The following is a 23,249-nucleotide window of genomic DNA, read 5'->3' as shown; positions in this document are numbered from 1 at the left end:
AGTAAAGATGAATACGCTCAGAGTGACCGAGACGGAAAGCAAAGAACGAGAATTAAAACGAGATATCAAAAATATCTATGACGATCAAAACAGATTTAACACAATTATAATTTAGACATGCAAAACAAACTCAACATTTGTGTGTTTTAATTAATTTATTGCTGAAAAAAGAGAATCGCATCACGAACTGGCAATATTTTGCATCCAGCATTTTTTGCTTCGGTTAAGGCGTAACGCAATTGTGCTGGTGATGTACCCCAAGGGCCGGGCTCATCATCTACTTCATGCGAGTAAAAAATCAGCCATCCACCATGTTGAGCCGTTTGCTGTATTAGCTCTTTAATTAATTCAAGACTAGTTTTTTGTTCGTAAAGTGCTTGTGCTCGCAAGGCAGCTAAATCAGCGCGTCCAATCTGGGTGCCGCCACCGGTAATCCTGTTATAAGCAAAACGACGAGACGCTAAACGTTTACTAGCTAAATCATAAGCGCCAAATGGGAACGCAAAGCCACTATTATTGATATCGTTTTCTTTAAAGAAATCCTGATTTTTCTCCCAATCCTGATTTAACTCTGTAGCACCATAAAGAGTGCAATTAGTATGCGAAAAAGTGTGGCAAGCAATCTCATGACCATCAGCATCTAGCGCTTGTAATTCTGCGACGCTATGGCAGGTACGTCCTTGCTCCTGACCATCAGTAAGACCACCACAGACATAAAAACTACCGCGAGCGTCAAACTCTTCCAGCAATGCTTTGCCGATAGTACAAGCGCTGGCAGGTACGTCATCAAAAGAGAAACTGACTATACCCTGCCCCTGCTTTAATGGCATCCAGGCACAACTAATATAGTTAGATAAACGACGACTGATTTTATCGAAAAGCTTCATTGATGATCTTACCCAGAGTTATTTATGCAGTTTATTTGATTTCAACGATGACAGTTCTCATCAAACAATATTCATCAAGATTTGGACTTGCGAAAATTTGTCCAAAATATTTATTATCGTAATGCATCGGTATTATTCAGTGAATGCTGATACCGCGACAATCCCATTTTAGCGGTGCTACCAGGTAAATTTTCATAGCTATATTCAAGACCTATAATAATCACGCCCTGTTTTAGTCCGGATAAATTGGCGTCTCTCTCCACTTTTTCATAAAAACTATCTAACATTAATCGAACACCACGCTGCAATTGATAATTGATACCGAAGCCAGCGCGAGTCAGCTTTTCTTTACGAGAAACTGAGTCTTGAATTTCGGCCAATCTTGGGACTAATTTTTGATCACTATTTTGCGCTAATCCCATCAAATGAAATTGCGTTTTATCCGACATATTCCATTGCGCATCCAGGCGTAAGCCTTTTGTGACGACATATAAAATAGAAGGATCAACGATGGCAAACGGACGATCAAAAATTTGTGCGTCTAAACGTAATTTGGGTGAATAGAAATACGTCCCACGCACCAGAGTTGATACCAAATTGGTATTTAAATCACTAAGACTATCGTAACGTCGCCGTATCAGGCCTAAATGCGTGCTGACGACCGTCTTAACGCTGTACTTCCACTCGGCCTCAATATAGGTTTCGGTTTCTCGATAACGCTGATCGAGATCAGCAATTTGCTGTGGATTACGATTGGGATAATCGGTATCAGAAAACCGGACTCCAAGCTCTAAGTTTGATCCGGTTGGCGAGTAATACTTTAGACCAGCCTGCTGTCCATTTTGGTGAAAATTATATAGCTGATTGACGTCCAGATCGTAATGCAAGTTAGAGCGATCCAACTTCACAGGAACGGACAATTCATCCGTAATTTTTAGTGTAAGTTCAGCACCGGTTTGAGAAAAATGAGAAATGTCTTTTGCCGTCAACGAGCCATTAATATATTGAAATAAGCGGTCTTCTTTTCCAGCGGTAACGCGCCCCGTAAGAATATTACCAATCGCGTATTCAAAGCTAGCGTCACCCGCTTTTTCCTGATGATCCAGGTCTTGATAAGTTTGATATTGTCGCGTACCCAAACTGCCGGTCAAAATCAAACGTGTCCTGTCTGACAGGATGGGAATAATCGCCCCGGCTCGTACATCCAGTGCTTTGACTTTATCTGAAGTACTGGTGTTGCCATTTTGCACCGCGGCTGCATCACCATCGTAAAAACGTAAAGGATTACTATCGCTGGTCAATGATGTTGCTAACTGCAAAGCTAATTCGGTGGTAGCAAAAGCTGGTGCAGTCAATAAAGAGGCAGACAAGACTGCGCCTAGCAACAAAGGCGAGGAATGAGATGTACGCTCAAGCAATTTGAGGTCACTTAATTTACGCCCAGCTAATTTACGTCCAACCAAGACATGGCCAAAACTATGCTCAGTTTTTTGTAAATAAAGTAAAAGCTGCGCAGTCAAATTCATCACATTGGTCACATCAATCCCATCAAGCGGGCAGCAATCCGTTTTCTGATAAACGCAATACTCGATCGCAGCGTTTCGCCAACTCAGCATCATGCGTTACGATTACAAACGCCGTACCTAAAGTGCGCGATAGCTCCAGCATTAATTCAAATATTTGTTGCGCAGTCGCCCTATCTAAATTGCCAGTGGGTTCATCCGCTAATACGCAGGCTGGCTGTGTCACTAAAGCCCGCGCCAAAGCAACGCGTTGCCGCTCACCGCCAGACAATTCACCGGGTACGTGGCTGACACGATGATCCAAACCAACTCGCGCTAAAATTGCCCGCGCAGTTGCCTGAGCCTCATTGCGATTAACCCGACGTATCAGCAAAGGCATTGCCACATTATCTAAGGCAGAAAACTCAGGTAATAAATGATGGAACTGATACACAAAACCTAAAGCAGCGTTACGTAAATCGCCTCTGGTGGTTTCGTTTAAGGTTGCGAAATCTTTACCTTGTAAAGTAACGCTACCCGTCGTCGGTGCATCTAAGCCACCCAACAAATGCAACAAGGTTGATTTACCAGAACCAGATGCACCAATGATGGCAACCCGCTCTCCCTTATTCACTTTAAAATCAATATTACCAAGTACTTTGACTGAGTAAGTACCTTGAGTAAAAGTCTTCCCTAAGCCGCTGCAAGATAGAACTAATTGGTCAGTAATATGATTATTCATAGCGCAATGCCTCCGCTGGTTTAACGCGGGCACCACGCCAGCTTGGGTAAATCGTTGCAACAAAAGCTAATACGACTGCAACACTGCCAATGGTCCAAACATCTTTCCATTGCAAATCAGAAGGCAAAGTGCTGATCACATACACTTCTTTGGACAAAAACTGTACACCTAAAACATGCTCAATAAACGGCACAATAATATCGATATTTAATGCGACTACTATGCCAGAGCCGACACCGATCGCGGTGCCCAGTAAGCCAACCAGAGCACCTTGGATCATAAAAATTTTCATGATCGACCAAGGGGACGCACCCAAGGTGCGCAGAATCGCGATATCCGCTTGCTTGTCTGTCACCGTCATCACCAAGGTTGATACTAGATTGAAGGCTGCTACTGCGATGATCAGCGTCAAAATAATAAACATCATAGTTTTTTCTGTTTTTACCGCAGCAAAATAATTACGATTTTGTTGCGACCAGTCGCGTATATACAAATCACCAGACAATGTTTTTGATAACTCCACTGCGACTTGCGGCGCTTTCAACATATCGACAATACGCAGGCGTAAACCCGACGGTGCCGATAGCCGGAAAAACTTCTCAGCATCCTCCATCTGAATAAATGCCATGCCAGAGTCGTATTCAAAATGTCCTGCTTCAAAAATACCGACCACGGTAAAGGCTTTAAGACGCGGCACCATGCCGGCTGGCGTAATCTGGCCTTCCGGCGCTCCGGCTAACGTGACTTTTTCACCGACTTGCACATGCAAGCTGCGAGCCAGTTCAATCCCTAGCACAATGCCAAAACCGCCCGGTTTCAAATCAGTAAATTTGCCGTACTTCATTTTGCTTGTAACGTCAGATACCTTTGGCTCTTCTTCTGGCAATACGCCACGTAACACCACGCCGCGCATTACATCGCCGCCAATAATCATGGCTTGTGCATCGACATAAGGCGCAGTCCCTGTGACCGAGGGATTTTTTTGCGCTTGCAGTGCAGTAGTCTTCCAATCTGGCAAAGTACCAGTGGCATCAAACACTTCAATATGCGCCAACACCGACAACATACGGTCGCGCACTTCTTTTTGGAAGCCATTCATCACAGATAACACAACAATTAATGCTGCGACACCTAAGGCAATGCCGGCCATAGAAATCATTGAAATAAACGAGATAAAACTGTTACGGCCACTACGTCGTCCAGCGCGGGTATAACGCAGGCCGACCAGCCATTCAAAAGGGTAATTTTTCACTATAGAACTTGATCCAGAATAGATAATTTAATTAGGGCTTACACAAAATTGTCGCGCTAAGGAGTTTTGACGGCGATTTTGCATAGTCTTAAAAGTAATATTTTTAGTCAGCGAGCATCTTGCCATACAATGTCGTTATGAGCTATTTAGAAATGATACTGCCGTTTGCCATCCCTCCCGCCCCGCTTGCCAAAGACCTGCTACGCGAGCTACGTGTACCAGCATTGAGCTGCTTAATTGGCAAAGCTAAACCCGACACTCCCCATCACTTTGAAGACTTTGCAAGACAATTACCGCATGAATCCTTGCTTGCAGGGCATTTTAGCCCTGGGGGCGGCAGAGTCATTGGACCTCCTTTTTCAAACTCTGTAGGTTTAGAATCAGCCATCAAGAGCAGTCCCGCTAATACGCACAACAAAATGCAAGCGCTTGGCGTTCAGCCGATGGCGACTGATGTGACCGGTACGACCGCAGTTTGGTTCACGCTGCAACCTGTTCATATCCATATTGCACGCGACCATCTGGTACTTACAGACCAACGCCGCTTGACATTGACGGAGCCTGAGTCGCGCGCCCTGTTTGCCGAGGCAAAAATCATTTGTGACGAACTGGGCAAAACTTTAGTGTATGGCGACGCACTTCACTGGTTTTTACGCGCCGATGATTGGCAAGGCCTGCAAACAGCCACGCCAGATGCGGCTTGCGGCCACAATATCGATATCTGGATGCCCAAAGGTGAGCAAGCACGCCCATGGCGCAAGCTTCAAAATGAAATCCAGATGCAATGGTTTAGTCACACCATCAACCAAGAACGAGAGATGCAAGGTTTAAAGCCAGTCAACTCAGTTTGGCTGTCCGGCGGTAGCACGCAATTAATGGACATGCCGGATATCCAAAAAGTGACTGAATTTCAACAAATCGATCTGGCGTCAAAACGCCCCGTTTTAATCGATGCGCTGCTAGAGCCTGCACTGAATAACGACTGGGCAAGCTGGCTGGAGCGCATGCAGTTGCTGGAGGAGCACTGCTTTGCACCTGCACTGGCAGCTTTACGCGACCAACAAATTAACCAACTCAATCTGATCGTCACCGATGCCAACACGCTGGTGCAATTTAGTTTAACGCCCTGGTCGCTCCGTCAATTCTGGCGCAAACCGACATTGCATCCTTTATTCTCGCTACCAGCGCAAGAAACATCCAACTAACATGACACGTATCAGCACCCGCCCTTATTCTTTCCTTGATTCAGAAATGCTGCGCCAAAGCGGCATCCATCCGGTATTGGCGCGCTTATATGCCGCGCGTGGCGTGAAAGACGTCGCCGAATTACGTAGCGAATTACCGCAATTGATCGCACCGACTCAATTGCTGCATGTTCAGCAAGCGGCGGTGTATTTAGCCGACGCAATCGCCGCTGGCAAAAAAATGTGTATCGTCGCCGACTACGATTGTGACGGGGCAACGGCCTGTGCAGTGGGCTTGCGCGGCCTGCGCATGATGGGTGCAACGGTCGATTACATCGTGCCGGATAGGCAAATCCACGGTTATGGATTAACGCCGGAAATCGTCGCATTAACGCAGCAAGAAAAATCGCCAGATATTATTGTCACCGTCGATAACGGCATTGCCAGTATCGACGGTGTCGCTGCTGCCAACGCCCTGGGTATGGCGGTGGTCGTGACCGATCATCATCTTCCAGCAGATACCCTGCCAGACGCTGCGGTGATTGTGAATCCCAACCAGCCGGGCTGCGGCTTCCCGAGCAAAAATCTGGCTGGTGTTGGCGTGATGTTTTATACCTTGCTGGCCTTGCGTGCAGAGTTACGCCAGCGTGGCGTGTTTGATCAGCAGCAGCAACCCAAGCTTGATACCTTACTGGATCTGGTCGCCTTAGGCACAGTCGCCGACGTCGTCAAGCTAGATGCGAATAACCGTATTCTGGTCGCGCAAGGAATCAAACGCATGCGTGCAGGTCGCATGCATGCGGGCATAGCCGCCCTGTTCCGCGTTGCAGGACGAGAACCGCATCAGGCCAGTCCGTTCGATCTGGGTTTTGCCTTGGGTCCCAGAATCAACGCAGCGGGTCGCTTGTCCGACATGTCGCTGGGCATAGAGTGTTTAACGACCGATGACGAAGGTCGCGCCTGGCAAATTGCGCAAGAACTCAATTCCATCAATGCCGATCGCAAAGATATCGAGCGTGAGATGCAGGATGTGGCCTTGCTGCATCTGGATGATTTTCAACCCGCCGCCAGCAATACCATCACCGTATTTGACGAGAGCTGGCACCAAGGCGTGATCGGGATTGTCGCCTCTCGCCTCAAAGATAAATTCTATCGCCCAACGATTACTTTCGCGCCCGGCGATGAGGGTTTGATCAAAGGGTCTGGCCGCTCCATCCCCGGCTTCCATATGCGCGATGCGCTGGATCTGGTGTCTAAACATGCACCAGACCTGATTTTAAAATTCGGCGGACATGCGATGGCAGCGGGGTTGACATTGAAGGCAGAAAACTTTCCTGCCTTTCAAGCAGCCTTTGAAGCCGTAGCGCAGAGCTGGCTGCAAGCCGATCAGTTAGAGCGGATTATCGAAACCGATGGTCCTTTAGAGGATGCGTATTTCAGCACGGACTTTATTAGCCTGATGGATGGACAGGTCTGGGGCCAAGGCTTTGCGCCACCGATATTTTGTGATGGCTTCAAGCTGATTTCACAACGGATTCTGAAAGAACGCCACCTGAAAATGGAACTGGAAAAAAATGGCAAACGCTACGATGCCATCTGGTTTGGTCACACTGATCATCTGCCAGAGCGTGTGAATGTTGCCTTCAGGCTGGATGCCAATACCTATAACGGCGTGACGCGGGTGCAATTGCTGGTGGAGCATGTCGAGTAAGGTGAAGGTGAAGCTAAACCAAAGCTAAATCAACTACGCTAAATCAAGCTCTGTCGCTCAGGGAAAGCTTTTGACCAGTACAGAATCTCAACACTGGCGCGAAGACCATTGATCCAAAAAGGATCAGTCAATATCAGCTCCTCAATCTCGGCTTTGCTTTCCGCTTCGACAATCCACAAGCCGCCCAGCGCCGCATCGCCGGGCTGATGACGCAATGAACCGCCAACCAAGATACGCTCTTTGTGCTGATCCAGCCAAGCAATATGCGCCCGGAGATACTGCTGGCGCACAGCCAGACTGCCTTGTTTATCTAAAAAATATACGGCAAAAAGCGTCATATTACTTCCAGTAAATTTAAGATACTTTATAACCTGGTATTGAATATACTCCTATCCAGTAAAATAAAGTCGTCCAATCAATCATTGGACAATGAAGCATATTTTATAAAAATAAAGGGGAGTATATTCAATATTCAATTAAAAATGCCTGACGCACCGATTTTATATTGCATCAGATAACCGGTTTTTTAAATACGCTGATCCAAAATCAAGGAAGGCTCTCAGCTTTAAAGGCAGTATGCCTTGGCCCGCATGTACGAGATTAACCGGTCTGTCGGGCGACTCAAACGATTTAAGCACAATTTCCAACAAAGCCTGGCGTTTGGCCGCTGCGATCTGGTAAGACAAGACTCGCGTTACTCCAACACCCGCAACCGCGGCATCAATTGCCGCTTCTGCCGTATTGACGATCAGGCGCGAATGGATTGGCACGGTAATCTCGGACTTCCCCTGCAAAAATCGCCAGCTATGCGGGGATGTCAACACATCATACGAAACACAATCGTGCTGAGCCAGTTGCTCTGGCGTCGTCGGCTTGCCTCGCTGCACAAAGTACTCTGGACTAGCGCAAACCACCGTCCTCACTGCACCAACGGGAATAGCGATCAAATCGCTGTCAGGCAATGCACCGATGCGCAACGCCACATCGATGTGGTCTTCCAATAAGTGGACATTGCGATCTGACAGCGTCAGACGCACGTCAATATCCGGATATTTTTTCAAAAATTCGACCACCATAGGTAACACATGCAAACGTCCAAAAACAACGGGTGCGGTAATCACCAGCTCGCCTTTGGGCATCGTATATTCGCCCGCGGCAATGCGTTCTGCCTGGGCTACCTCTTCCAGAATACGCCGGCAAGCGGCAACATACGACTGCCCTGCCTCAGTCAATGCCAATTGCCGAGTAGAACGCAATAGCAGACGTATTTTTAAATGCGCCTCCAGCTCACCTACTTTGCGACTAACCGTTGCCAGCGGCATAGCAAGACGACGTGCAGCACCAGAAAAACTGCCTGCATCAACCACCGCGATCAAAATCGCCATCGAATCTAATCGATCTGTCATCCACATCTCCACAGGCATGTTCTTTTCGAACGACTTTTAAAAATCTCAAAAATTGAGATAGTTATTCCTAAATTTACCAGATTATCTTATTTAATGAAACTTGCTACAGTTCTCTTGGTCAACTCGACAAACTAATTTAAAAGGAAATCATCATGTCACTCATCCCAACTCCAGCGACGATTGAGGCAGCTCCGGCGGCGTCTCAGGCACTATTACATGCAGTTCAAAAACAACTTGGTGTCGTACCAAATTTATTCCGCTTGGTATCGAACAGCCCTATCGCTCTGGAGGCGTATCTGGGTCTGTCCGGGACGTTGGCTAAAGGTAACATTCCAGCACCGACTCGTGAGCGTATCGCACTTGCCATTGCAGAAATCAACGGCTGCGATTACTGCTTATCTGCCCATACTTACTTGGCAAAAAATCTCGCTAAATTGGATGACGAAGAAATCACTGCTAATCGCCATGCTAACTCCAGCGATGCCAAAGCTGATGCGGCATTAAAATTTGCAACAGCGGTAGCAAAAGAACGGGGTCACATCAGCGAAGCCGATTTTCAAGCCATTAAAGCTGCAGGTTATGACGACGCTCAAATGATAGAAATCGTGCTGCACGTTGCACTCAATACCTGGACCAATTACATGAACTCGGTTGCTAAAACGGATATTGATTTTCCGGTAGTGCACGCCTTGAATTCAGCCTTGAATTCGGCCACGTATTCAGTCGCATAAATTGTAGTAAGTTCGTGTTTGCAGCTCGATGATGTTGATCATCACTACCTGGTCAAACTCAAACTAAAGCTAAAATTGAGCTAGCAAGCAGAACCATCGATACCGATCATTCCTATGGAGAATTACATCATGAGTCGTCCGCCACTTCCGCCCTTCACAAAAGAAACTGCCATTCAAAAAGTACGTATGGCCGAGGACGCCTGGAACACGCGCGAACCGGCGCGTATCGCCCTTGCCTATACCGCGGATAGCCAATGGCGAAACCGATCAGAATTTTTGCAAGGTCGAGATGCAATTGAGATGTTCTTGACACGTAAATGGCAGCGGGAACTGGACTACCGGTTGATCAAAGAACTCTGGGCGCATAGCGAAAACCGAATTGCCGTTCGCTTTGCTTACGAGTGGCACGACGAAAATAATCAATGGTTCAGAAGCTATGGTAACGAGAACTGGCAATTTGATGAATTTGGTCTGATGGCGTTGCGCATTGCCAGCATCAACGACTTAGCGATTGAAGAAAAAGAGAGAAAATTTCATTGGACATCAGGACGTCGCCCTGATGATCACCCCTCGTTGAGTGTATTAGGTCTTTAGTCAATCCGCCTCTGCTCTAAAGGAGCGCGTAATGAATAATAGTATTAAGCATGTGAGCGATATCGTTTTCACACCGGCGGTCAAGGCACTGCAAAGCCGCATGGGGTCGCGCTCGGCATATGCCAGAATGGAAAACGGATCAGGTTGGCAGTCGATAATTACCAAGGAGCTGAAATTTTTTATTGAGGCGCAAGTTAGTATTTTTTTGGCAACCGCAAATGCAGAAGGTCAACCATATATTCAACATCGCGGTGGCCCTGCGGGTTTTTTACGGGTGCTGGATGAGCACACGATTGCGTTTGCTGACTTTGCGGGAAACAGGCAGTTTATTAGCCAAGGCAATCTAAGCGAAAACGCCAAAGCTCAGTTGTTTTTGATCGATTACGCACAACAGCAAAGGGTAAAAATATGGGGAGAAGCGACAGTGATCGAAGAAGATCCAGCGCTTTTGTCGACATTGATGCCGGATGACTATAAGGCACGAGCCGAGAGGGTGATGATGTTTAAGGTAACTGCATGGGATGCAAATTGCCATCAACATATTCCTGTCCGCTACGAAGCAGCGTATGTGGATGCGGAAATTGAACGACGTGATCAACGCATTCGTCAGCTTGAAAAAGAAATCCGGCAATTACAGCCCGATCAAAATCACATATAGAAAAAACGTAACAAAATCATCAACTTAAAGATATTCAGCGCAACGTACTCTTAGGTTTTCAGGTACAATCGCACGCATGAAAACCGCGCCAAAAAACCTCTTCTCCTTCCCTCGCTTCCGCCCTGATGTTGGCGGAGCCAAGGCTGCTCCTTTTTTACCGATGTCACGTGCCGAAATGGATACGCTGGGTTGGGATAGTTGTGACGTTATTTTGGTGACCGGTGACGCATACATTGATCACCCAAGTTTTGGCATGGCATTAGTGGGTCGCTTGTTGGAACAGCAGGGATTTCGCGTTGGGATTATCAGCCAGCCGGATTGGCATTCTGCCGATGATTTCCGTGTACTAGGCAAGCCTAATTTATATTTTGGGATTACTGCGGGCAACATGGATTCGATGGTGAATCGCTATACGGCAGATCGCAAAATTCGTTCTGAAGATGCCTACACACCAGATGGCGATTCCACCAAACGGCCAGACCGCGCAGTGGTTGTGTATTCACAGCGCGTGCGTGAAGCTTTTCCCGGTGTGAATGTCGTGATTGGCAGTATTGAGGCGAGTTTGCGCCGGATTGCCCATTACGATTATTGGTCCGATAAAGTAAAACGGTCTGTTTTGCCTGACTCTAAAGCGGACATTCTGTTGTTTGGCAATGCCGAGCGCGCGCTAGTAGATTTAACCCATCGTCTTGCTGCGGGTGAATCGATTAAAGAAATTCGTGATTTACGTGGTACTGCATTTATGGTGCCGCGCGGCTGGTTGCCATCAGATGACTGGACTGAAATCAATTCCACCCGTATCGATACACCCGGCAAAGTCGAGCCGCATCCTGACCCGTATTACATGGCGCCTGAAAACGCCTCTTCATGCGAAACCAAAATTGCAGATAAAACTGCAGAACAAGCCGTACCCAAGGACGTCGTTCAACAGCAAGCGATACGCATCATGAGTCGTGAAGAACGACAAGCGATGCTGAGGGAAAAATTGCACAAAACCGCAATCCGTTTGCCATCGTATGAATCAGTGTCAGAAGATCCTGTGATGTATGCACATGCCTCCCGCGTCTTCCATCTGGAAGCCAATCCGGGCAATGCAAAATCCTTAATCCAGGGACATGGCGAACGTGATGTCTGGCTTAATCCGCCACCGCTGCCACTGGCAATGGATGAGATGGATGGCGTATTTGACCGTGCCTATGCACGTGCCCCTCATCCTAGTTATGGCAAGGCGCGCATTCCTGCATGGGAGATGATCCGTTTCTCCATCAACATCATGCGCGGTTGTTTTGGTGGCTGTACTTTCTGTTCGATTACAGAGCATGAAGGCCGGATTATACAAAGTCGCTCCGAGCCCTCTATCTTGCGTGAAATTGAAGAAATCCGCGATAAGACTAAGGGCTTCACCGGAACGATTTCTGACATGGGTGGACCAACTGCCAATATGTATCGCTTAGCCTGCAAAGATAAAACGATAGAAGAATCCTGTCGTCGTTTATCTTGCGTGTACCCGGGCATTTGCAGCAATCTGGGAACCGATCACAGCAAACTGATTTCACTTTATCGCAAAGCGCGAGCTGTCCCTGGCATCAAGAAAGTGTTGATCAGTTCGGGTCTGCGCTACGACTTGGCAGTGCGTTCGCCAGAGTACGTCAAAGAATTGGTCACGCACCATGTCGGCGGCTTGCTAAAAATCGCGCCAGAGCATACCGAAGCGAATACTTTATCCAAAATGATGAAGCCCGGGATTGGTGCTTATGACGAATTTAAGGCGATGTTCCAAAAATATTCAAAAGAAGCAGGCAAAGAACAATATCTGATCCCCTATTTCATCGCGGCACATCCTGGCACCACCGATGAAGATATGGTCAACCTCGCGTTGTGGCTGAAGAAAAACGACTTTAAGCTCGATCAGGTTCAGACCTTTATGCCAACGCCGATGGCGCTTGCGACGACGATGTATCACACCCGTAAAAATCCACTGAAAAAAGTGGACGAAAACTCGGAAATTGTGGAAACCGCTCGCTCAGGTAAAGTACGTAAATTCCATAAAGCACTCTTACGCTACCAAGCGCCAGAGAATTGGGAAATTGTGAAAGAAGGCTTACTACGCATGGGACGTGGCGACCTGATTGGCAGTAGCGACAGACATCTGATACCGCCACGTGCACCGGTGGTGCCAATTAAGGATGTCGGCGTCAGCAATGGCCGCCGTATCGCAGCACCAAAAATGAATACCTTTGGTAAAAAACCAGCTGCAGTAGCACGAGGGGTGACTGACAAAATAACTGCCTCAAAAAACAGCATTAATACTATCAGTACATCGTCAGCGCGCCCGGCATTGGCATTTCGCTCTGCCAAAACTAAGCCGGCTGCGGCTAAGGCCGGACGTAAGTAAAAACATCGGAATAAATACGTCGCACAGAATGAAAGAAGCCCCTTCAGTCTTAGCTGAAAGGGCTTCGCTCCGAACGTCTATCAAGACAAACTAGCTTGATGATTTCCCACCGCCTTTACGCTTCTGAACAATCTCGCGATACCGTTTTAAAATCTCATCAAACTGGGTATTGATACGAGTACGCTCCGCCTCATATTCCGCTACTGTAGACTGTGCATTTTTACTAGCCAAAGATAATTGACCAGAACGTCTTTGTAAATCTACATTTTGTTCAGTCGATTTTTTAGCATTACGTTGCTGCTCGCTCTGAAATTCAGCCTGCATGACAGCGATAGCTTTAATCTGATCATTACCAGCGCGAATTTTTTCTTTAACGAATTCAAGTGATCTTTGTCTAGCCAATTCAATATCGCTCTCACTTTTATAATTTGCCAAGAGATGTTGATCTTCTCTTTTCTGCTGCTCCTCTAGCAACATTTCAGATTTTTGTTTTTCTTGTTCTTCATCCGCCTTGCGCCGCTCTTCTGGCGTCAGAGGCGCCGGAATCTCGCGTGGATTTTGGCCAAGCGTTTTTCTTACAAACATGGAGCGATTTGCGCACTCGGGTATAGGACGATCAGATGTGAGCAAATGCCCCGCCGCGTCTTTGCACGTATATATCTCTGCGTGCACGCTTGAAAAAACAAGCCCGCTAGTAACCGCTAGGATGATAGTAAAAATTGTTTTCATCTTTTTGGTCTGCGTTCCCAAGCAATCATCCTTAATAGGCTTCAAAATATCTCACAAACTGATACGCATGACTAAATTATTTTTGCGACACATGGACTGATTTACAACAAATCTCATCATAAGTTTGAATGTAATATCTTTCTAATCATACTGAATACTTTTCACTAATATCTAAAATTACTATATTTTACAAAAGCGTAGCTATCCTATAATAGTTGCAGATATAACGATATAGAGGACGAACACCATAATTTTTACATACCTAACATGGAGATCAGCATGAAGCACATGAAAACGGTTTTGATACTAGAACATACAGAAGAAGTATTTGAAAAATTGACTTGCGATGTCTGCGGCGCAGAATCTAAATGGGATGAGGACTGGAGTAGTGAAGAAAGCCAAAAAGTCACCACTACAATCCAGTTATACGAAGAAGTCTCTCTCGCCAGTGGTGGGCAATCGACTCAAACTCAATATCATATTTGCCCGAGCTGCTTTAAAGATCATTTGTCAAAATGGTTTGAAAGTCACAGAAATAACAAACCAACCGAAATCAAGTCGGTCTGGTAATGATGGAATTATTTAGTACAGAACTGCATTAACAGAACTTTATTAGCTAAGCCTGACTTTAGATCTTAAAATAACTATGAACGGTTCTGTTAACCGTAAACCGTCCTATTGCCAATCAATTATCTTATTACTAATGATCAGATGTAGGCCGTGTTTTTCGGTTTGAATCCTCAGCAATCTAAATTAGATCAAGCTCCCCCTCGGGTATAATCTAGGGTTTGATTTAAATACTTTAGAAGAAAAATATGGAAGCCGAACGCCTCAATAGCCTGTCCGCCCTGCTTATCGACCTGACTGGTCGTGAAGCCGAACTTCGGAGGTATCTTTGACTTCGATGTCAAGTCAGAGAAACTAGAGCAAGTCAACGCCGAGTTGGAAGATCCCAAAGTCTGGGAAGAACCAAAGCGTGCCCAAGAATTGGGCAAAGAAAAAAAATCCCTTGAAGCCATCGTTCATACGCTGACTAAAATCGATATCGATTTGCGTGATGCCACCGACTTATTCGCTATGGCACGCGAAGAGAGTGACGACGACACCTTAGAAGCCATCGAAGCGGATGCGGAAATACTCAAAGGCTTAGTCGAAGGCATGGAGTTCCGCCGGATGTTTAATAATCCCATGGACCCCAACAATTGCTTTATCGATATACAAGCTGGTGCTGGCGGTACTGAAGCACAAGACTGGGCGTCGATGCTGCTGCGTCAGTATTTGCGGTATTGCGAACGTAAAGGTTTTAAGGTCGAGATTCTGGAACAATCTGATGGTGAGGTTGCCGGTATCAAGACCGCAACGCTGAAGGTGGAAGGCGAATACGCTTACGGATTTTTGCGCACAGAAACTGGCGTGCATCGCCTGGTTCGCAAATCACCATTTGACTCTGCTAACGGTCGCCACACTTCTTTCTCCAGCTTGTTTGTCTACCCTGAAGTAGATGAATCGTTTGAAATTGATATCAATCCTGCTGATGTTCGTGTGGATACCTATCGCGCCTCCGGTGCGGGTGGTCAGCATATTAATAAGACCGACTCCGCAGTGCGTTTAACACATGGCCCATCCGGTATCGTAGTCCAGTGCCAGAACGATCGAAGTCAGCATCGTAACCGCGCAGAAGCCTGGGAGATGTTGAAAGCCAAATTGTTTGAGCTGGAATTGCGCAAACGTATGAGCGAAAAACAAAATCTGGAAGACACTAAAACCGACGTCGGCTGGGGTCATCAAATTCGTTCCTACGTACTGGATCAATCCCGCATCAAAGATTTGCGTACCAACTTTGAAATGGGCAACACCAAAGCAGTTCTGGATGGTGATCTGGATGACTTTATCGCGGCCTCACTCAAGCAAGGCGTCTAAATCTAGTGCCAATCTAGTGCAAATTCAGCACAAGCTAAGCGCAAATTTGGTGATAGCAAAGTCCATCACTGAATTTTCCAGCTACGGATAAGTAAATAAATTACATACTGAGAGAAATTTCATGTCAGACCAAACTCATAACGCAGTACCGGCAGAAGTCGTAGTCGATGAACACTCCATCATCACCGAGCGTCGTGTAAAGTTAGATGCCATTCGCAAACAAGGTGTTGCTTTCCCAAATGACTTCCGTCCGCAACATAAAGCTGCTGCTTTACAAGCGCAATATGGCGCGACGACGCGTGAAGAGCTGGAGGAGTTGAATATTACGGTGGTGGTTGCTGGTCGTATGATGCTAAAGCGCGAGGCTGGCAAAAAAGCTGCCTTCGCTACTCTACAAGATGCCTCTGGCATTAAGGCAGATGGTCGTATTCAGTTGTACGTCACCTCCGACAAAACTGGCGAAGTCGAGATGGATGCCTTCCGCCACTACGATCTGGGTGATATTTTAGGTATCGAAGGTACGCTCTTTAAAACCAAGACTGATGAGCTGACGATCAAAGTCACGACATTACGCTTGCTGACTAAATCACTGCGCCCTCTTCCGGATAAATTCCATGGACTGGCTAATCAAGAGACGAAATATCGTCAACGGTATGTTGATCTGATCATGAGCGAGGAAACGCGCCGCACATTTAAAGCGCGTACCGCTGCAATGACTTCGATCCGTAATTTCATGATCAGCAATGAATTTATGGAAGTAGAAACACCAATGTTGCACGTCATCCCTGGCGGTGCCGCGGCGAAACCTTTCATCACACATCACAACGCACTCGACATGCAAATGTATCTGCGCATCGCGCCAGAACTGTATCTGAAGCGTCTGGTGGTCGGCGGTTTTGACCGTGTATTTGAGGTCAACCGTAACTTCCGTAATGAAGGTGTCTCGCCGCGTCATAATCCAGAATTCACCATGATGGAATTTTACGCGGCCTATGTTGACTACAAATGGCTGATGGATTTTACTGAGCAAGTCATCCGTAAGGCCGCAGAGGATGCGCATGGCACAGCAGTCCTAACATACCAAGGTAAAGAGCTGGATCTGAGTAAGCCTTTCCAACGCTTGACCATTGTCGGCGCGATCAACAAATATGCACCGCATTACACCAATGAACAACTGCATGATGCTGACTTCATCAAAACAGAATTGCTCAAGTTTGGCGTAAAACCGTTTGCGACTGCAGGTCTGGGGGCATTGCAGCTAGCTTTGTTTGAAGAAACAGCAGAAGCACAACTTTGGGAGCCGACCTACATCATCGACTATCCAGTTGAAGTGTCGCCATTAGCACGCGCCTCTGATACCGTTGCTGGTATCACTGAGCGTTTTGAGTTATTCATGACTGGTCGTGAAATCGCTAACGGCTTCTCTGAGTTAAACGATGCGGAAGATCAGGCGGCACGCTTCCAGGCGCAGGTAGCAGCAAAAGACGCTGGTGACGAAGAAGCCATGTATTACGATGCAGATTACATCCGCGCATTGGAATACGGCTTGCCACCAACCGGCGGTTGCGGCATTGGTATTGATCGTTTGATGATGTTGATCACTGACTCGCCGAATATCCGTGATGTGATTTTGTTCCCGCATCTGCGTCGCGAAGAATAATCGTGCTGTAAGCTAGAAATCCTCAGGGACTGTAAAATTTGCAGTCCCTTTTTATTTTGCTTCATTTGCAAAACCCGTCGTCAAATTGATCGAACGCTATGACAAAAACTCCAATGACAGCAACTGCAGGCACGACACCCACACACCCGCTCAAAAAACTACTTAGCTATTCAAAAAAATACCGTACTGATTTTCGTCTGGCGACACTATATTCGATTCTGAATAAATTTTTTGATGTCTTGCCAGAAGTCCTGATTGGCGTTGCTGTGGATATTGTCGTCAACGGCGATAAAAGCTTTTTAGCAAAAAAAGTTCTGGGTAGCTTTGGTGTCGTCGATACCTGGCATCAATTAGTCTTGCTAGGTATTGTGAATGTAATTGTATGGGGTGGAGAGTCCTGGTTTGAATATCTGCTCTGCCTGAAATGGCGCAAACTTGCCCAAAATTTGCAGCATGACTTGCGACTAGATACTTACGACCATGTGCAAAAACTGGAGATGGCGTATTTCGAGAATCAGCGCACCGGCAATCTGATGTCGATATTAAATGAAGACATCAATCAAATGGAACGCTTTTTAAATGGCGGTGCTAATCAGATCATTCAGGTGATCTGCTCCTCTGTAATGGTCAGTGCCGTATTCTTCGCCTTGCAACCTTCGCTGGCCATCATTTCTTTGCTACCCGTGCCAGCCATTTTGATCGGCGCATTCTGGTTCCAAAAACGCTTAGCACCGCGTTATGCAGAAGTGCGTGAAGCAGCAGGTGACGTCAGTGCGCGCCTGAATAATAATCTGCTCGGACTCGCCACCATCAAAGCCTTTGCTACAGAGAATTTTGAAAGCGCCCATATTGCCCAAGCCAGTAACGCCTATCGCGATGCGAATGGTCGTGCGATCGCAATAAATTCCGCTATCACACCTGTCATACGGATGGCGATTCTGGCAGGTTTTACCGCGACCTTGGTGTATGGCGGCTGGCTGACAATTCACGGGCAACTGGCAGTAGGTGCTTATTCTGTGCTCGTATTTTTAACCCAGCGTTTGCTATGGCCAATGACCGGTTTGGCAGATGTCGCCGATATGTATCAGCGATCTATGTCTGCAATTGATCGTGCGATGAATTTACTGAACACGCCGATCAAGATTACTTATGAGGGTGCGCATTTGCCACCGCATCAGGTCCAAGGTGAATTACGCTTTGAAGAGCTCGGCTTTGCCTATGGTGACACGACCACGCTGAAGAATATCAACCTGCATATTCCTGCAGGCAAAACAGTGGCGTTTGTCGGGTCAACTGGATCGGGCAAATCAACTTTAGTGAAACTGCTATTACGTTTTTATGAATCACAGTCGGGACGGATTTTGCTGGATAATCAGCCGATTAATGATATCAACTTACAAGACTTGCGGCGTTCGATTGGCTATGTGGCACAGGATAGTTTTTTAACCGATGGTACGATTGCCGAGAATATTGCGTATGGTCTGAGTGACATATCAGAACAAGCCATTGCTGATGCAGCACAAGCGGCGGAGGCGACTGAATTTATCAACAAACTGCCGTTAGGATTTGCCACCCGCATCGGTGAGCGCGGCCAAAAATTGTCTGGCGGTCAGCGTCAGCGTCTAGCATTGGCAAGAGCAATTTTAAAAAATCCGCCTATCCTTATTTTGGATGAGGCGACTAGCGCGGTCGATAATGAAACTGAAGCCGCGATCCAACGCAGTTTGGATGTCGTCAGTCGCAACCGCACAACCATCGTGATTGCACATCGCTTATCGACAATTCGTCAGGCTGATTGCATCTATCTCTTAGAATCGGGTGAGATCGTTGAAAGCGGCACGCATGAACAATTGCTGGCGCTCAATGGCGGCTATGCGTCATTATGGCGTTTACAAACAGGCGAAAGGATGACGACAACATGAACAAATCATTCAAATACGGGATCGCAGGAATATTCGCCGGTGTCATCGGTGTCGCTATTTACGGTGCCGTCGCCTATGTAACGCATGTAGCGCCTGCGACCAGTAGCACCGTTAGCATGCCGATTCAAGCATTTGCGGTCGATCCTAGTTGGGTCAAGTCGGGCAAACCCAATTTTAAAGCCGTTGAGTTTTCAGCGGCGACAGATGGCAGTTCCAGCTCAGGTATTTTTGAAGCAGAAGGACCATCTACATTTGAATGGCATTACCAATTGGACGAGTCGATTTATGTGTTGAGTGGCGGCGTGGAGATTGATTATCTCGGCCAGCACTTCACCTTAAAGGAGGGCGATACGGCATTTTTCCGCGCTGGCACGGTGGCATTGTGGCATGTGCCGGTCGGTATCAAAAAAACCTGGACGCTTTACAATCCGGGCAGACTAGCTCGCTGGCTAGGACGTCTAGGTAAATAACTCTGTCGAAGCGCCTAGGCAACCAAACCGAAACCGCACTGAATCACCACTAAGGCATCCCCAAAATCAGAAAACCAATTTGTCGTTTCTATGACCCAGAAACGACAAATTCTTACAAATCATTCAAAAATATACTACTCACTGTATTTTTAAACGTCCATATATAATATGGACATTAACCATGGTTTACGCCTATACTCCCCTTTTTTTATCGACCCCAAGGGCTAAGCAGCGGAAAATTTACTCGCTAGTGCCAATGCACTGGTGAAGGCATTCTCAACACGTCCTGATCCGGCCAACCCTGCTGCAAACCAGTCGCCGCACACGCCTATCCCCTGTTTCGCATTCCATAAGCAATCTTCTGCCATCGGCTCCACTGCTTGCGCATAACGCCAGCGATGGGCGACGGCATGGATTGGCTGTATCAATGATCCCGTTGCCTCATGAAAAGCCTTGGACAACTTCTCTTTGGCACGCTCGTTATCATCTTCCAGATGTTCTATGCTCCACTCTTGCGTCGCATGACAAACCCAACGCTCGCCCACCCGATGTGATGGTTTAGCAGTGTCGCTGGCGATCCAGCCCAGGCGTGAATTACTGACCCAGGCGCCTTCATACGGCAAATTGAGCGGAGTCTGAAAACCCAGCATTAACGTCCAGCACGGTGCCAGATGAACTTTGGCAGTTTGCTTCGCCATGGCAGGAGCCACTTGCAGCAAAGGTGTTGCCTGCTCTGGCGGAATCGCCAGCAGTACCGCATCAAAAGGCCCTGCCGATGCCGGGACAGGCACCATGTCGGATTTGATCGATAGTATCCATTGTTTTTCGAAAGGCACAATCGCAACCACTTGCTGCTCGGTGCGAATATCCAGACCATGTGCCAGTTGCTTACCCAAAGAACTCATCCCGGGAACCGCGACATATCGTTTGGCGGAGTTCCCAGTTGGCTTACTCAGACCATGATCCAGCGTCACTAGCTTACTTTCCCAAGGCACAACCCAACCTAATTTGCGCCAATCGTTAATCTCTTTTTTAAAGCGATCCGAAGTCGCAGTGAAATACTGTGCGCCATGATCAAAACCTCCCAACTCTGTCATCCGTGTACTCATACGCCCGCTGACACCACGGCTTTTCTCGTACACCGTCACATGATGACCTTGTGACTGTAATTGACGGGCGACAGTGAGTCCTGCTAATCCTGCTCCAACGACGGCGATTTGCATATAGTTCCTTCAAAAATTTGAGCAAAAGAAAACGCCCGCAAATCACATCTGCAGGCGTCGTTTTATTCTGTACGGATATTAAAAAATTGCGACAAACTGAGCAAGGCTTGAACTGAGGGAGTGACGAAAAATTGTCCCTGCAACGCACGTCGGCGGCGGCAATACAAAAAGTACTGCACCGCCAAATCACGCCGCAAAGGCGGTTTTGCGTCGATCCGCAGAGTCATTATTCTTCCTGCTGTTCTACTGGCCAATCGCGGATATACGCTTTCAGCATTTTGTTCTCAAAGCTTTGCGCTTCGAGCACTGCTCTTGCCACGTCGTAGAAGGAAATAATACCTAGCAGTGTTTTCGCATTCATCACTGGCAAGTAGCGGGAATGTTTTTCCAGCATCATGCGGCGTACTTCATTGACCTCGGTATCTGGAGTAACGGTCAATGGATGATCATCCATATATTTGCGCACAGTGCCGTTACCTAACGAGCCATTATTGGCATGGATCGCACGGATCACTTCACGGAAAGTAAGGATGCCGGACAAATCGCCGTACTCCATCACCACCAGCGAACCAATATCCTTTTCTTCCATCACACTGACCGCTTCTGAAATCGGAGTATCGGGAGTAATGGTGTAAAGAATATTGCCTTTTACCTGAAGAATTTCTGAGACTTTCATACCGCTCTCCTCTTTGTCATCAGTTGACATTGACTGATGTTTAATTTTTTGTGCCAACGAACGCGAGATTGGCCAGCACATTTGATGTTGTATGTTCAATGTATCGCAAGCATCGCAAAAAATCCAGCACAGATGCCAACTAATTTGCACGAAAGCATAACAATTTCAAGCAAACCGCTTCATTTTCATAGCAGAACAGGGTCGCAAGCGCATCCCAAACATCGGTGTTTCGATGGTAGCATTAGCACACTAAAAATCAGGAGAACAACAACATCATGAGCGGTCCAAAATACCACGGCTTTGACACTCTTTCCCTGCACGCTGGCGCGGCACCAGACCCGGTAACCGGCGCACGTGCAACCCCAATTTATCTGACATCCTCGTTTGTCTTTAAAGATTCTGACCATGCGGCATCCTTATTCAATATGGAACGCGCTGGTCATGTTTACTCCCGTATCTCTAACCCGACCAATGCCGTGCTAGAAGAACGTATTGCCGCATTGGAAGGTGGTGTCGCTGGGATTGCGGTTGCTAGCGGCCAGGCCGCCATGCATTTAGGCCTCGCAACGATTGCCGGCGCAGGCTCCCACGTAGTAGCCTCACGCGCCCTGTATGGTGGTTCGCAAAACTTGCTGGCTTACACGATGAAGCGCTTTGGCATAGAGACGACCTTTGTTGACCCTCGCAATCTGGATGCATGGCGTGCGGCTATTCGCCCTAATACTAAAGTGCTGTTTGCAGAAACCTTGGGCAATCCCGGCCTGGATGTCTTGAATATTGCGGCGGTCGCAGAAATCGCTCACAGCCATTATTTGCCATTGATGCTGGACTCCACCTTCACGACGCCTTATCTACTGCGCCCATTTGATCATGGCGCTGATCTGGTATTCCATTCGGCAACCAAGTTCTTATGTGGTCACGGTACGGCGATCGGTGGCTTACTGGTTGATGGCGGCACTTTCGACTGGCAACAAGCGTATGAAAAAACCGGACATTTTGCCGAGCTGTGCGAGCCTTATGATGGTTTTCACGGCATGGTTTTTTCAGAAGAATCCACCGTCGCCGCCTTCTCATTACGCGCACGGCGTGAGGGTTTGCGTGACTTTGGTGCCAGCATGAGCCCGCACAATGCCTTTGCTATTCTGCAAGGGATAGAAACACTCGGCCTACGCATGGACAGGCATGTTGCCAACACCCGCAAAGTCGTCGAATTTTTAGTCGCCCATCCGGCGGTTGAATCGGTCTCGTATCCAGAACTAGAATCACATCCCGATTACGAACTAGCGAAAACCTTGCTACCCAAAGGTTGTGGTGCCGTATTCTCGTTCAGCATCAAGGGTAACCGCGCCGCTGGTCAGCGCTTTGTCGAATCTTTAAATTTATTCTCGCATCTGGCTAATGTCGGTGATGCCAAATCACTTGTGATTCATCCCGCGTCAACGACGCACTTCCGCGTCCCGGCAGAACAATTGATCGCCTCCGGCATTACCGAGGGAACCATGCGCTTATCGATAGGATTAGAAAACGTCGATGATTTGATTGAAGACTTGGCGCGCGGCTTAAAAGCTGCTCAGAAAGGAGCCTGAG

Annotated in this window: 22 protein-coding genes; 12 read left to right on the top strand and 10 right to left on the bottom strand. The window is 47.3% G+C overall.

Annotated elements, in window-relative coordinates:
• Positions 1–155: 155 nt before the first annotated feature.
• The 4 genes from AAKU64_RS05030 to AAKU64_RS05015 all read right to left on the bottom strand — a co-directional run bounded on the left by AAKU64_RS05030 (position 156) and on the right by AAKU64_RS05015 (position 4,386).
• Positions 156–887, bottom strand: a complete 732-nt coding sequence (locus tag AAKU64_RS05030) for a polysaccharide deacetylase family protein (RefSeq protein ID WP_354329896.1) — start codon at positions 885–887, stop codon at positions 156–158.
• A 113-nt stretch (positions 888–1,000) separates the two neighbouring features.
• Positions 1,001–2,413, bottom strand: a complete 1,413-nt coding sequence (locus tag AAKU64_RS05025; RefSeq protein ID WP_354361574.1) for a hypothetical protein — start codon at positions 2,411–2,413, stop codon at positions 1,001–1,003.
• Between the two features lie 22 nt (positions 2,414–2,435).
• Positions 2,436–3,131, bottom strand: a complete 696-nt coding sequence (lolD, locus tag AAKU64_RS05020) for a lipoprotein-releasing ABC transporter ATP-binding protein LolD (protein ID WP_354329892.1) — start codon at positions 3,129–3,131, stop codon at positions 2,436–2,438.
• Positions 3,124–4,386, bottom strand: coding sequence for a lipoprotein-releasing ABC transporter permease subunit (locus AAKU64_RS05015; RefSeq protein WP_354361595.1), 1,263 nt, complete (start codon positions 4,384–4,386; stop codon positions 3,124–3,126). The genes lolD and AAKU64_RS05015 overlap by 8 nt, the downstream gene beginning before the upstream one ends.
• Before the next feature lie 134 nt (positions 4,387–4,520).
• Between AAKU64_RS05015 and AAKU64_RS05010 the strand changes: the two genes are divergently transcribed.
• Both AAKU64_RS05010 and recJ read left to right on the top strand, forming a co-directional pair.
• Positions 4,521–5,588, top strand: coding sequence for a hypothetical protein (locus AAKU64_RS05010; protein ID WP_354329890.1), 1,068 nt, complete (start codon positions 4,521–4,523; stop codon positions 5,586–5,588).
• Between the two features lies 1 nt (position 5,589).
• Positions 5,590–7,278: a single-stranded-DNA-specific exonuclease RecJ gene (gene recJ, locus AAKU64_RS05005; protein ID WP_354361572.1), complete on the top strand. Its 1,689-nt coding sequence runs from the start codon at positions 5,590–5,592 to the stop codon at positions 7,276–7,278.
• A 38-nt stretch (positions 7,279–7,316) separates the two neighbouring features.
• Here recJ and AAKU64_RS05000 read toward each other — a convergent pair whose 3' ends face one another.
• Positions 7,317–7,616 carry a YciI family protein gene (locus tag AAKU64_RS05000; RefSeq protein WP_354329887.1) on the bottom strand — a complete coding sequence of 100 codons (300 nt, stop codon included), beginning with the start codon at positions 7,614–7,616 and terminating at the stop codon, positions 7,317–7,319.
• A gap of 162 nt (positions 7,617–7,778) precedes the next feature.
• Complete coding sequence (locus AAKU64_RS04995) at positions 7,779–8,684, bottom strand: LysR family transcriptional regulator (RefSeq protein ID WP_354329885.1); 906 nt, start codon at positions 8,682–8,684, stop codon at positions 7,779–7,781.
• A gap of 152 nt (positions 8,685–8,836) precedes the next feature.
• Here AAKU64_RS04995 and AAKU64_RS04990 point away from each other — a divergent pair, with 152 nt between their 5' ends.
• The 4 genes from AAKU64_RS04990 (at position 8,837) to AAKU64_RS04975 (ending at position 13,062) form a co-directional block, all read left to right on the top strand.
• Positions 8,837–9,415: a carboxymuconolactone decarboxylase family protein gene (locus AAKU64_RS04990; protein WP_322119210.1), complete on the top strand. Its 579-nt coding sequence runs from the start codon at positions 8,837–8,839 to the stop codon at positions 9,413–9,415.
• 129 nt (positions 9,416–9,544) lie between these two features.
• On the top strand, positions 9,545–10,009 hold the full coding sequence (locus tag AAKU64_RS04985) for a nuclear transport factor 2 family protein (RefSeq protein ID WP_503012576.1): 465 nt from the start codon (positions 9,545–9,547) through the stop codon (positions 10,007–10,009).
• Positions 10,010–10,040: 31 nt separating this feature from the next.
• Entirely contained in the window at positions 10,041–10,667 is a 627-nt protein-coding gene (locus AAKU64_RS04980) for a pyridoxamine 5'-phosphate oxidase family protein (protein ID WP_354329881.1), read from the top strand.
• A gap of 76 nt (positions 10,668–10,743) precedes the next feature.
• Complete coding sequence (locus tag AAKU64_RS04975; RefSeq protein ID WP_354329879.1) at positions 10,744–13,062, top strand: YgiQ family radical SAM protein; 2,319 nt, start codon at positions 10,744–10,746, stop codon at positions 13,060–13,062.
• Between the two features lie 90 nt (positions 13,063–13,152).
• Here the strand turns inward: AAKU64_RS04975 and AAKU64_RS04970 are convergent, their stop codons facing one another.
• Positions 13,153–13,812 carry a DUF4124 domain-containing protein gene (locus AAKU64_RS04970; protein ID WP_354329877.1) on the bottom strand — a complete coding sequence of 220 codons (660 nt, stop codon included), beginning with the start codon at positions 13,810–13,812 and terminating at the stop codon, positions 13,153–13,155.
• 258 nt (positions 13,813–14,070) lie between these two features.
• Here AAKU64_RS04970 and AAKU64_RS04965 point away from each other — a divergent pair, with 258 nt between their 5' ends.
• From AAKU64_RS04965 to AAKU64_RS04945, 5 genes are all read left to right on the top strand, one after another.
• Entirely contained in the window at positions 14,071–14,361 is a 291-nt protein-coding gene (locus tag AAKU64_RS04965; RefSeq protein ID WP_354329875.1) for a hypothetical protein, read from the top strand.
• Between the two features lie 245 nt (positions 14,362–14,606).
• A protein-coding gene (gene prfB, locus AAKU64_RS04960) for a peptide chain release factor 2 (protein ID WP_354329873.1) occupies positions 14,607–15,711 on the top strand; the annotation gives its coding sequence in 2 pieces (ribosomal slippage) (positions 14,607–14,687 and positions 14,689–15,711; 1,104 coding nt in all).
• A gap of 121 nt (positions 15,712–15,832) precedes the next feature.
• A complete protein-coding gene (gene lysS, locus AAKU64_RS04955; protein ID WP_354329871.1) occupies positions 15,833–17,371 on the top strand; it encodes a lysine--tRNA ligase in 1,539 nt (512 codons plus the stop codon).
• A gap of 98 nt (positions 17,372–17,469) precedes the next feature.
• Positions 17,470–19,293 carry an ABC transporter ATP-binding protein gene (locus tag AAKU64_RS04950; RefSeq protein WP_354361570.1) on the top strand — a complete coding sequence of 608 codons (1,824 nt, stop codon included), beginning with the start codon at positions 17,470–17,472 and terminating at the stop codon, positions 19,291–19,293.
• On the top strand, positions 19,290–19,763 hold the full coding sequence (locus AAKU64_RS04945) for a cupin domain-containing protein (protein ID WP_354329867.1): 474 nt from the start codon (positions 19,290–19,292) through the stop codon (positions 19,761–19,763). The genes AAKU64_RS04950 and AAKU64_RS04945 overlap by 4 nt, the downstream gene beginning before the upstream one ends.
• Positions 19,764–19,987: 224 nt before the next feature.
• Here AAKU64_RS04945 and AAKU64_RS04940 read toward each other — a convergent pair whose 3' ends face one another.
• From AAKU64_RS04940 to AAKU64_RS04930, 3 genes are all read right to left on the bottom strand, one after another.
• A complete protein-coding gene (locus AAKU64_RS04940) occupies positions 19,988–20,986 on the bottom strand; it encodes an NAD(P)/FAD-dependent oxidoreductase (RefSeq protein WP_354329865.1) in 999 nt (332 codons plus the stop codon).
• Positions 20,987–21,048: 62 nt separating this feature from the next.
• The gene (locus AAKU64_RS04935) at positions 21,049–21,213 is read right to left on the bottom strand and encodes a hypothetical protein (protein WP_354329863.1); all 165 of its coding nucleotides are present in this window, start codon (positions 21,211–21,213) and stop codon (positions 21,049–21,051) included.
• On the bottom strand, positions 21,213–21,662 hold the full coding sequence (locus AAKU64_RS04930; RefSeq protein WP_322118398.1) for a CBS domain-containing protein: 450 nt from the start codon (positions 21,660–21,662) through the stop codon (positions 21,213–21,215). Before AAKU64_RS04930 ends, AAKU64_RS04935 begins: the two co-directional genes overlap by 1 nt.
• Before the next feature lie 275 nt (positions 21,663–21,937).
• Here AAKU64_RS04930 and AAKU64_RS04925 point away from each other — a divergent pair, with 275 nt between their 5' ends.
• Entirely contained in the window at positions 21,938–23,248 is a 1,311-nt protein-coding gene (locus AAKU64_RS04925; protein WP_354329861.1) for an O-acetylhomoserine aminocarboxypropyltransferase, read from the top strand.
• Position 23,249 lies beyond the last annotated feature (1 nt).

The sequence above is a fragment of the Undibacterium sp. GrIS 1.8 genome, assembly GCF_040544445.1.
In the GTDB taxonomy this organism is placed as follows: Bacteria; Pseudomonadota; Gammaproteobacteria; order Burkholderiales; family Burkholderiaceae_D; genus Undibacterium.
This window is presented reverse-complemented; position numbering and strand designations above follow the sequence as displayed.

Bases quoted from the DNA above. Each gene is read 5' to 3' on its own strand.
- AAKU64_RS04945 (WP_354329867.1), top strand. From the start codon at position 19,290: ATGAACAAATCATTCAAATACGGGATCGCAGGAATATTCGCCGGTGTC.
- AAKU64_RS05025 (WP_354361574.1), bottom strand. From the start codon at position 2,413: ATGAATTTGACTGCGCAGCTTTTACTTTATTTACAAAAAACTGAGCAT.
- lolD (WP_354329892.1), bottom strand. From the start codon at position 3,131: ATGAATAATCATATTACTGACCAATTAGTTCTATCTTGCAGCGGCTTA.
- lysS (WP_354329871.1), top strand. From the start codon at position 15,833: ATGTCAGACCAAACTCATAACGCAGTACCGGCAGAAGTCGTAGTCGAT.
- AAKU64_RS04930 (WP_322118398.1), bottom strand. From the start codon at position 21,662: ATGAAAGTCTCAGAAATTCTTCAGGTAAAAGGCAATATTCTTTACACC.
- AAKU64_RS04985 (WP_503012576.1), top strand. From the start codon at position 9,545: ATGAGTCGTCCGCCACTTCCGCCCTTCACAAAAGAAACTGCCATTCAA.
- AAKU64_RS04925 (WP_354329861.1), top strand. From the start codon at position 21,938: ATGAGCGGTCCAAAATACCACGGCTTTGACACTCTTTCCCTGCACGCT.
- recJ (WP_354361572.1), top strand. From the start codon at position 5,590: ATGACACGTATCAGCACCCGCCCTTATTCTTTCCTTGATTCAGAAATG.
- AAKU64_RS04975 (WP_354329879.1), top strand. From the start codon at position 10,744: ATGAAAACCGCGCCAAAAAACCTCTTCTCCTTCCCTCGCTTCCGCCCT.
- AAKU64_RS04935 (WP_354329863.1), bottom strand. From the start codon at position 21,213: ATGACTCTGCGGATCGACGCAAAACCGCCTTTGCGGCGTGATTTGGCG.
- AAKU64_RS04980 (WP_354329881.1), top strand. From the start codon at position 10,041: ATGAATAATAGTATTAAGCATGTGAGCGATATCGTTTTCACACCGGCG.
- AAKU64_RS05010 (WP_354329890.1), top strand. From the start codon at position 4,521: ATGAGCTATTTAGAAATGATACTGCCGTTTGCCATCCCTCCCGCCCCG.
- AAKU64_RS05000 (WP_354329887.1), bottom strand. From the start codon at position 7,616: ATGACGCTTTTTGCCGTATATTTTTTAGATAAACAAGGCAGTCTGGCT.
- AAKU64_RS04940 (WP_354329865.1), bottom strand. From the start codon at position 20,986: ATGCAAATCGCCGTCGTTGGAGCAGGATTAGCAGGACTCACTGTCGCC.
- AAKU64_RS04990 (WP_322119210.1), top strand. From the start codon at position 8,837: ATGTCACTCATCCCAACTCCAGCGACGATTGAGGCAGCTCCGGCGGCG.
- AAKU64_RS04965 (WP_354329875.1), top strand. From the start codon at position 14,071: ATGAAGCACATGAAAACGGTTTTGATACTAGAACATACAGAAGAAGTA.
- AAKU64_RS04950 (WP_354361570.1), top strand. From the start codon at position 17,470: ATGACAAAAACTCCAATGACAGCAACTGCAGGCACGACACCCACACAC.
- AAKU64_RS04995 (WP_354329885.1), bottom strand. From the start codon at position 8,684: ATGACAGATCGATTAGATTCGATGGCGATTTTGATCGCGGTGGTTGAT.
- AAKU64_RS05030 (WP_354329896.1), bottom strand. From the start codon at position 887: ATGAAGCTTTTCGATAAAATCAGTCGTCGTTTATCTAACTATATTAGT.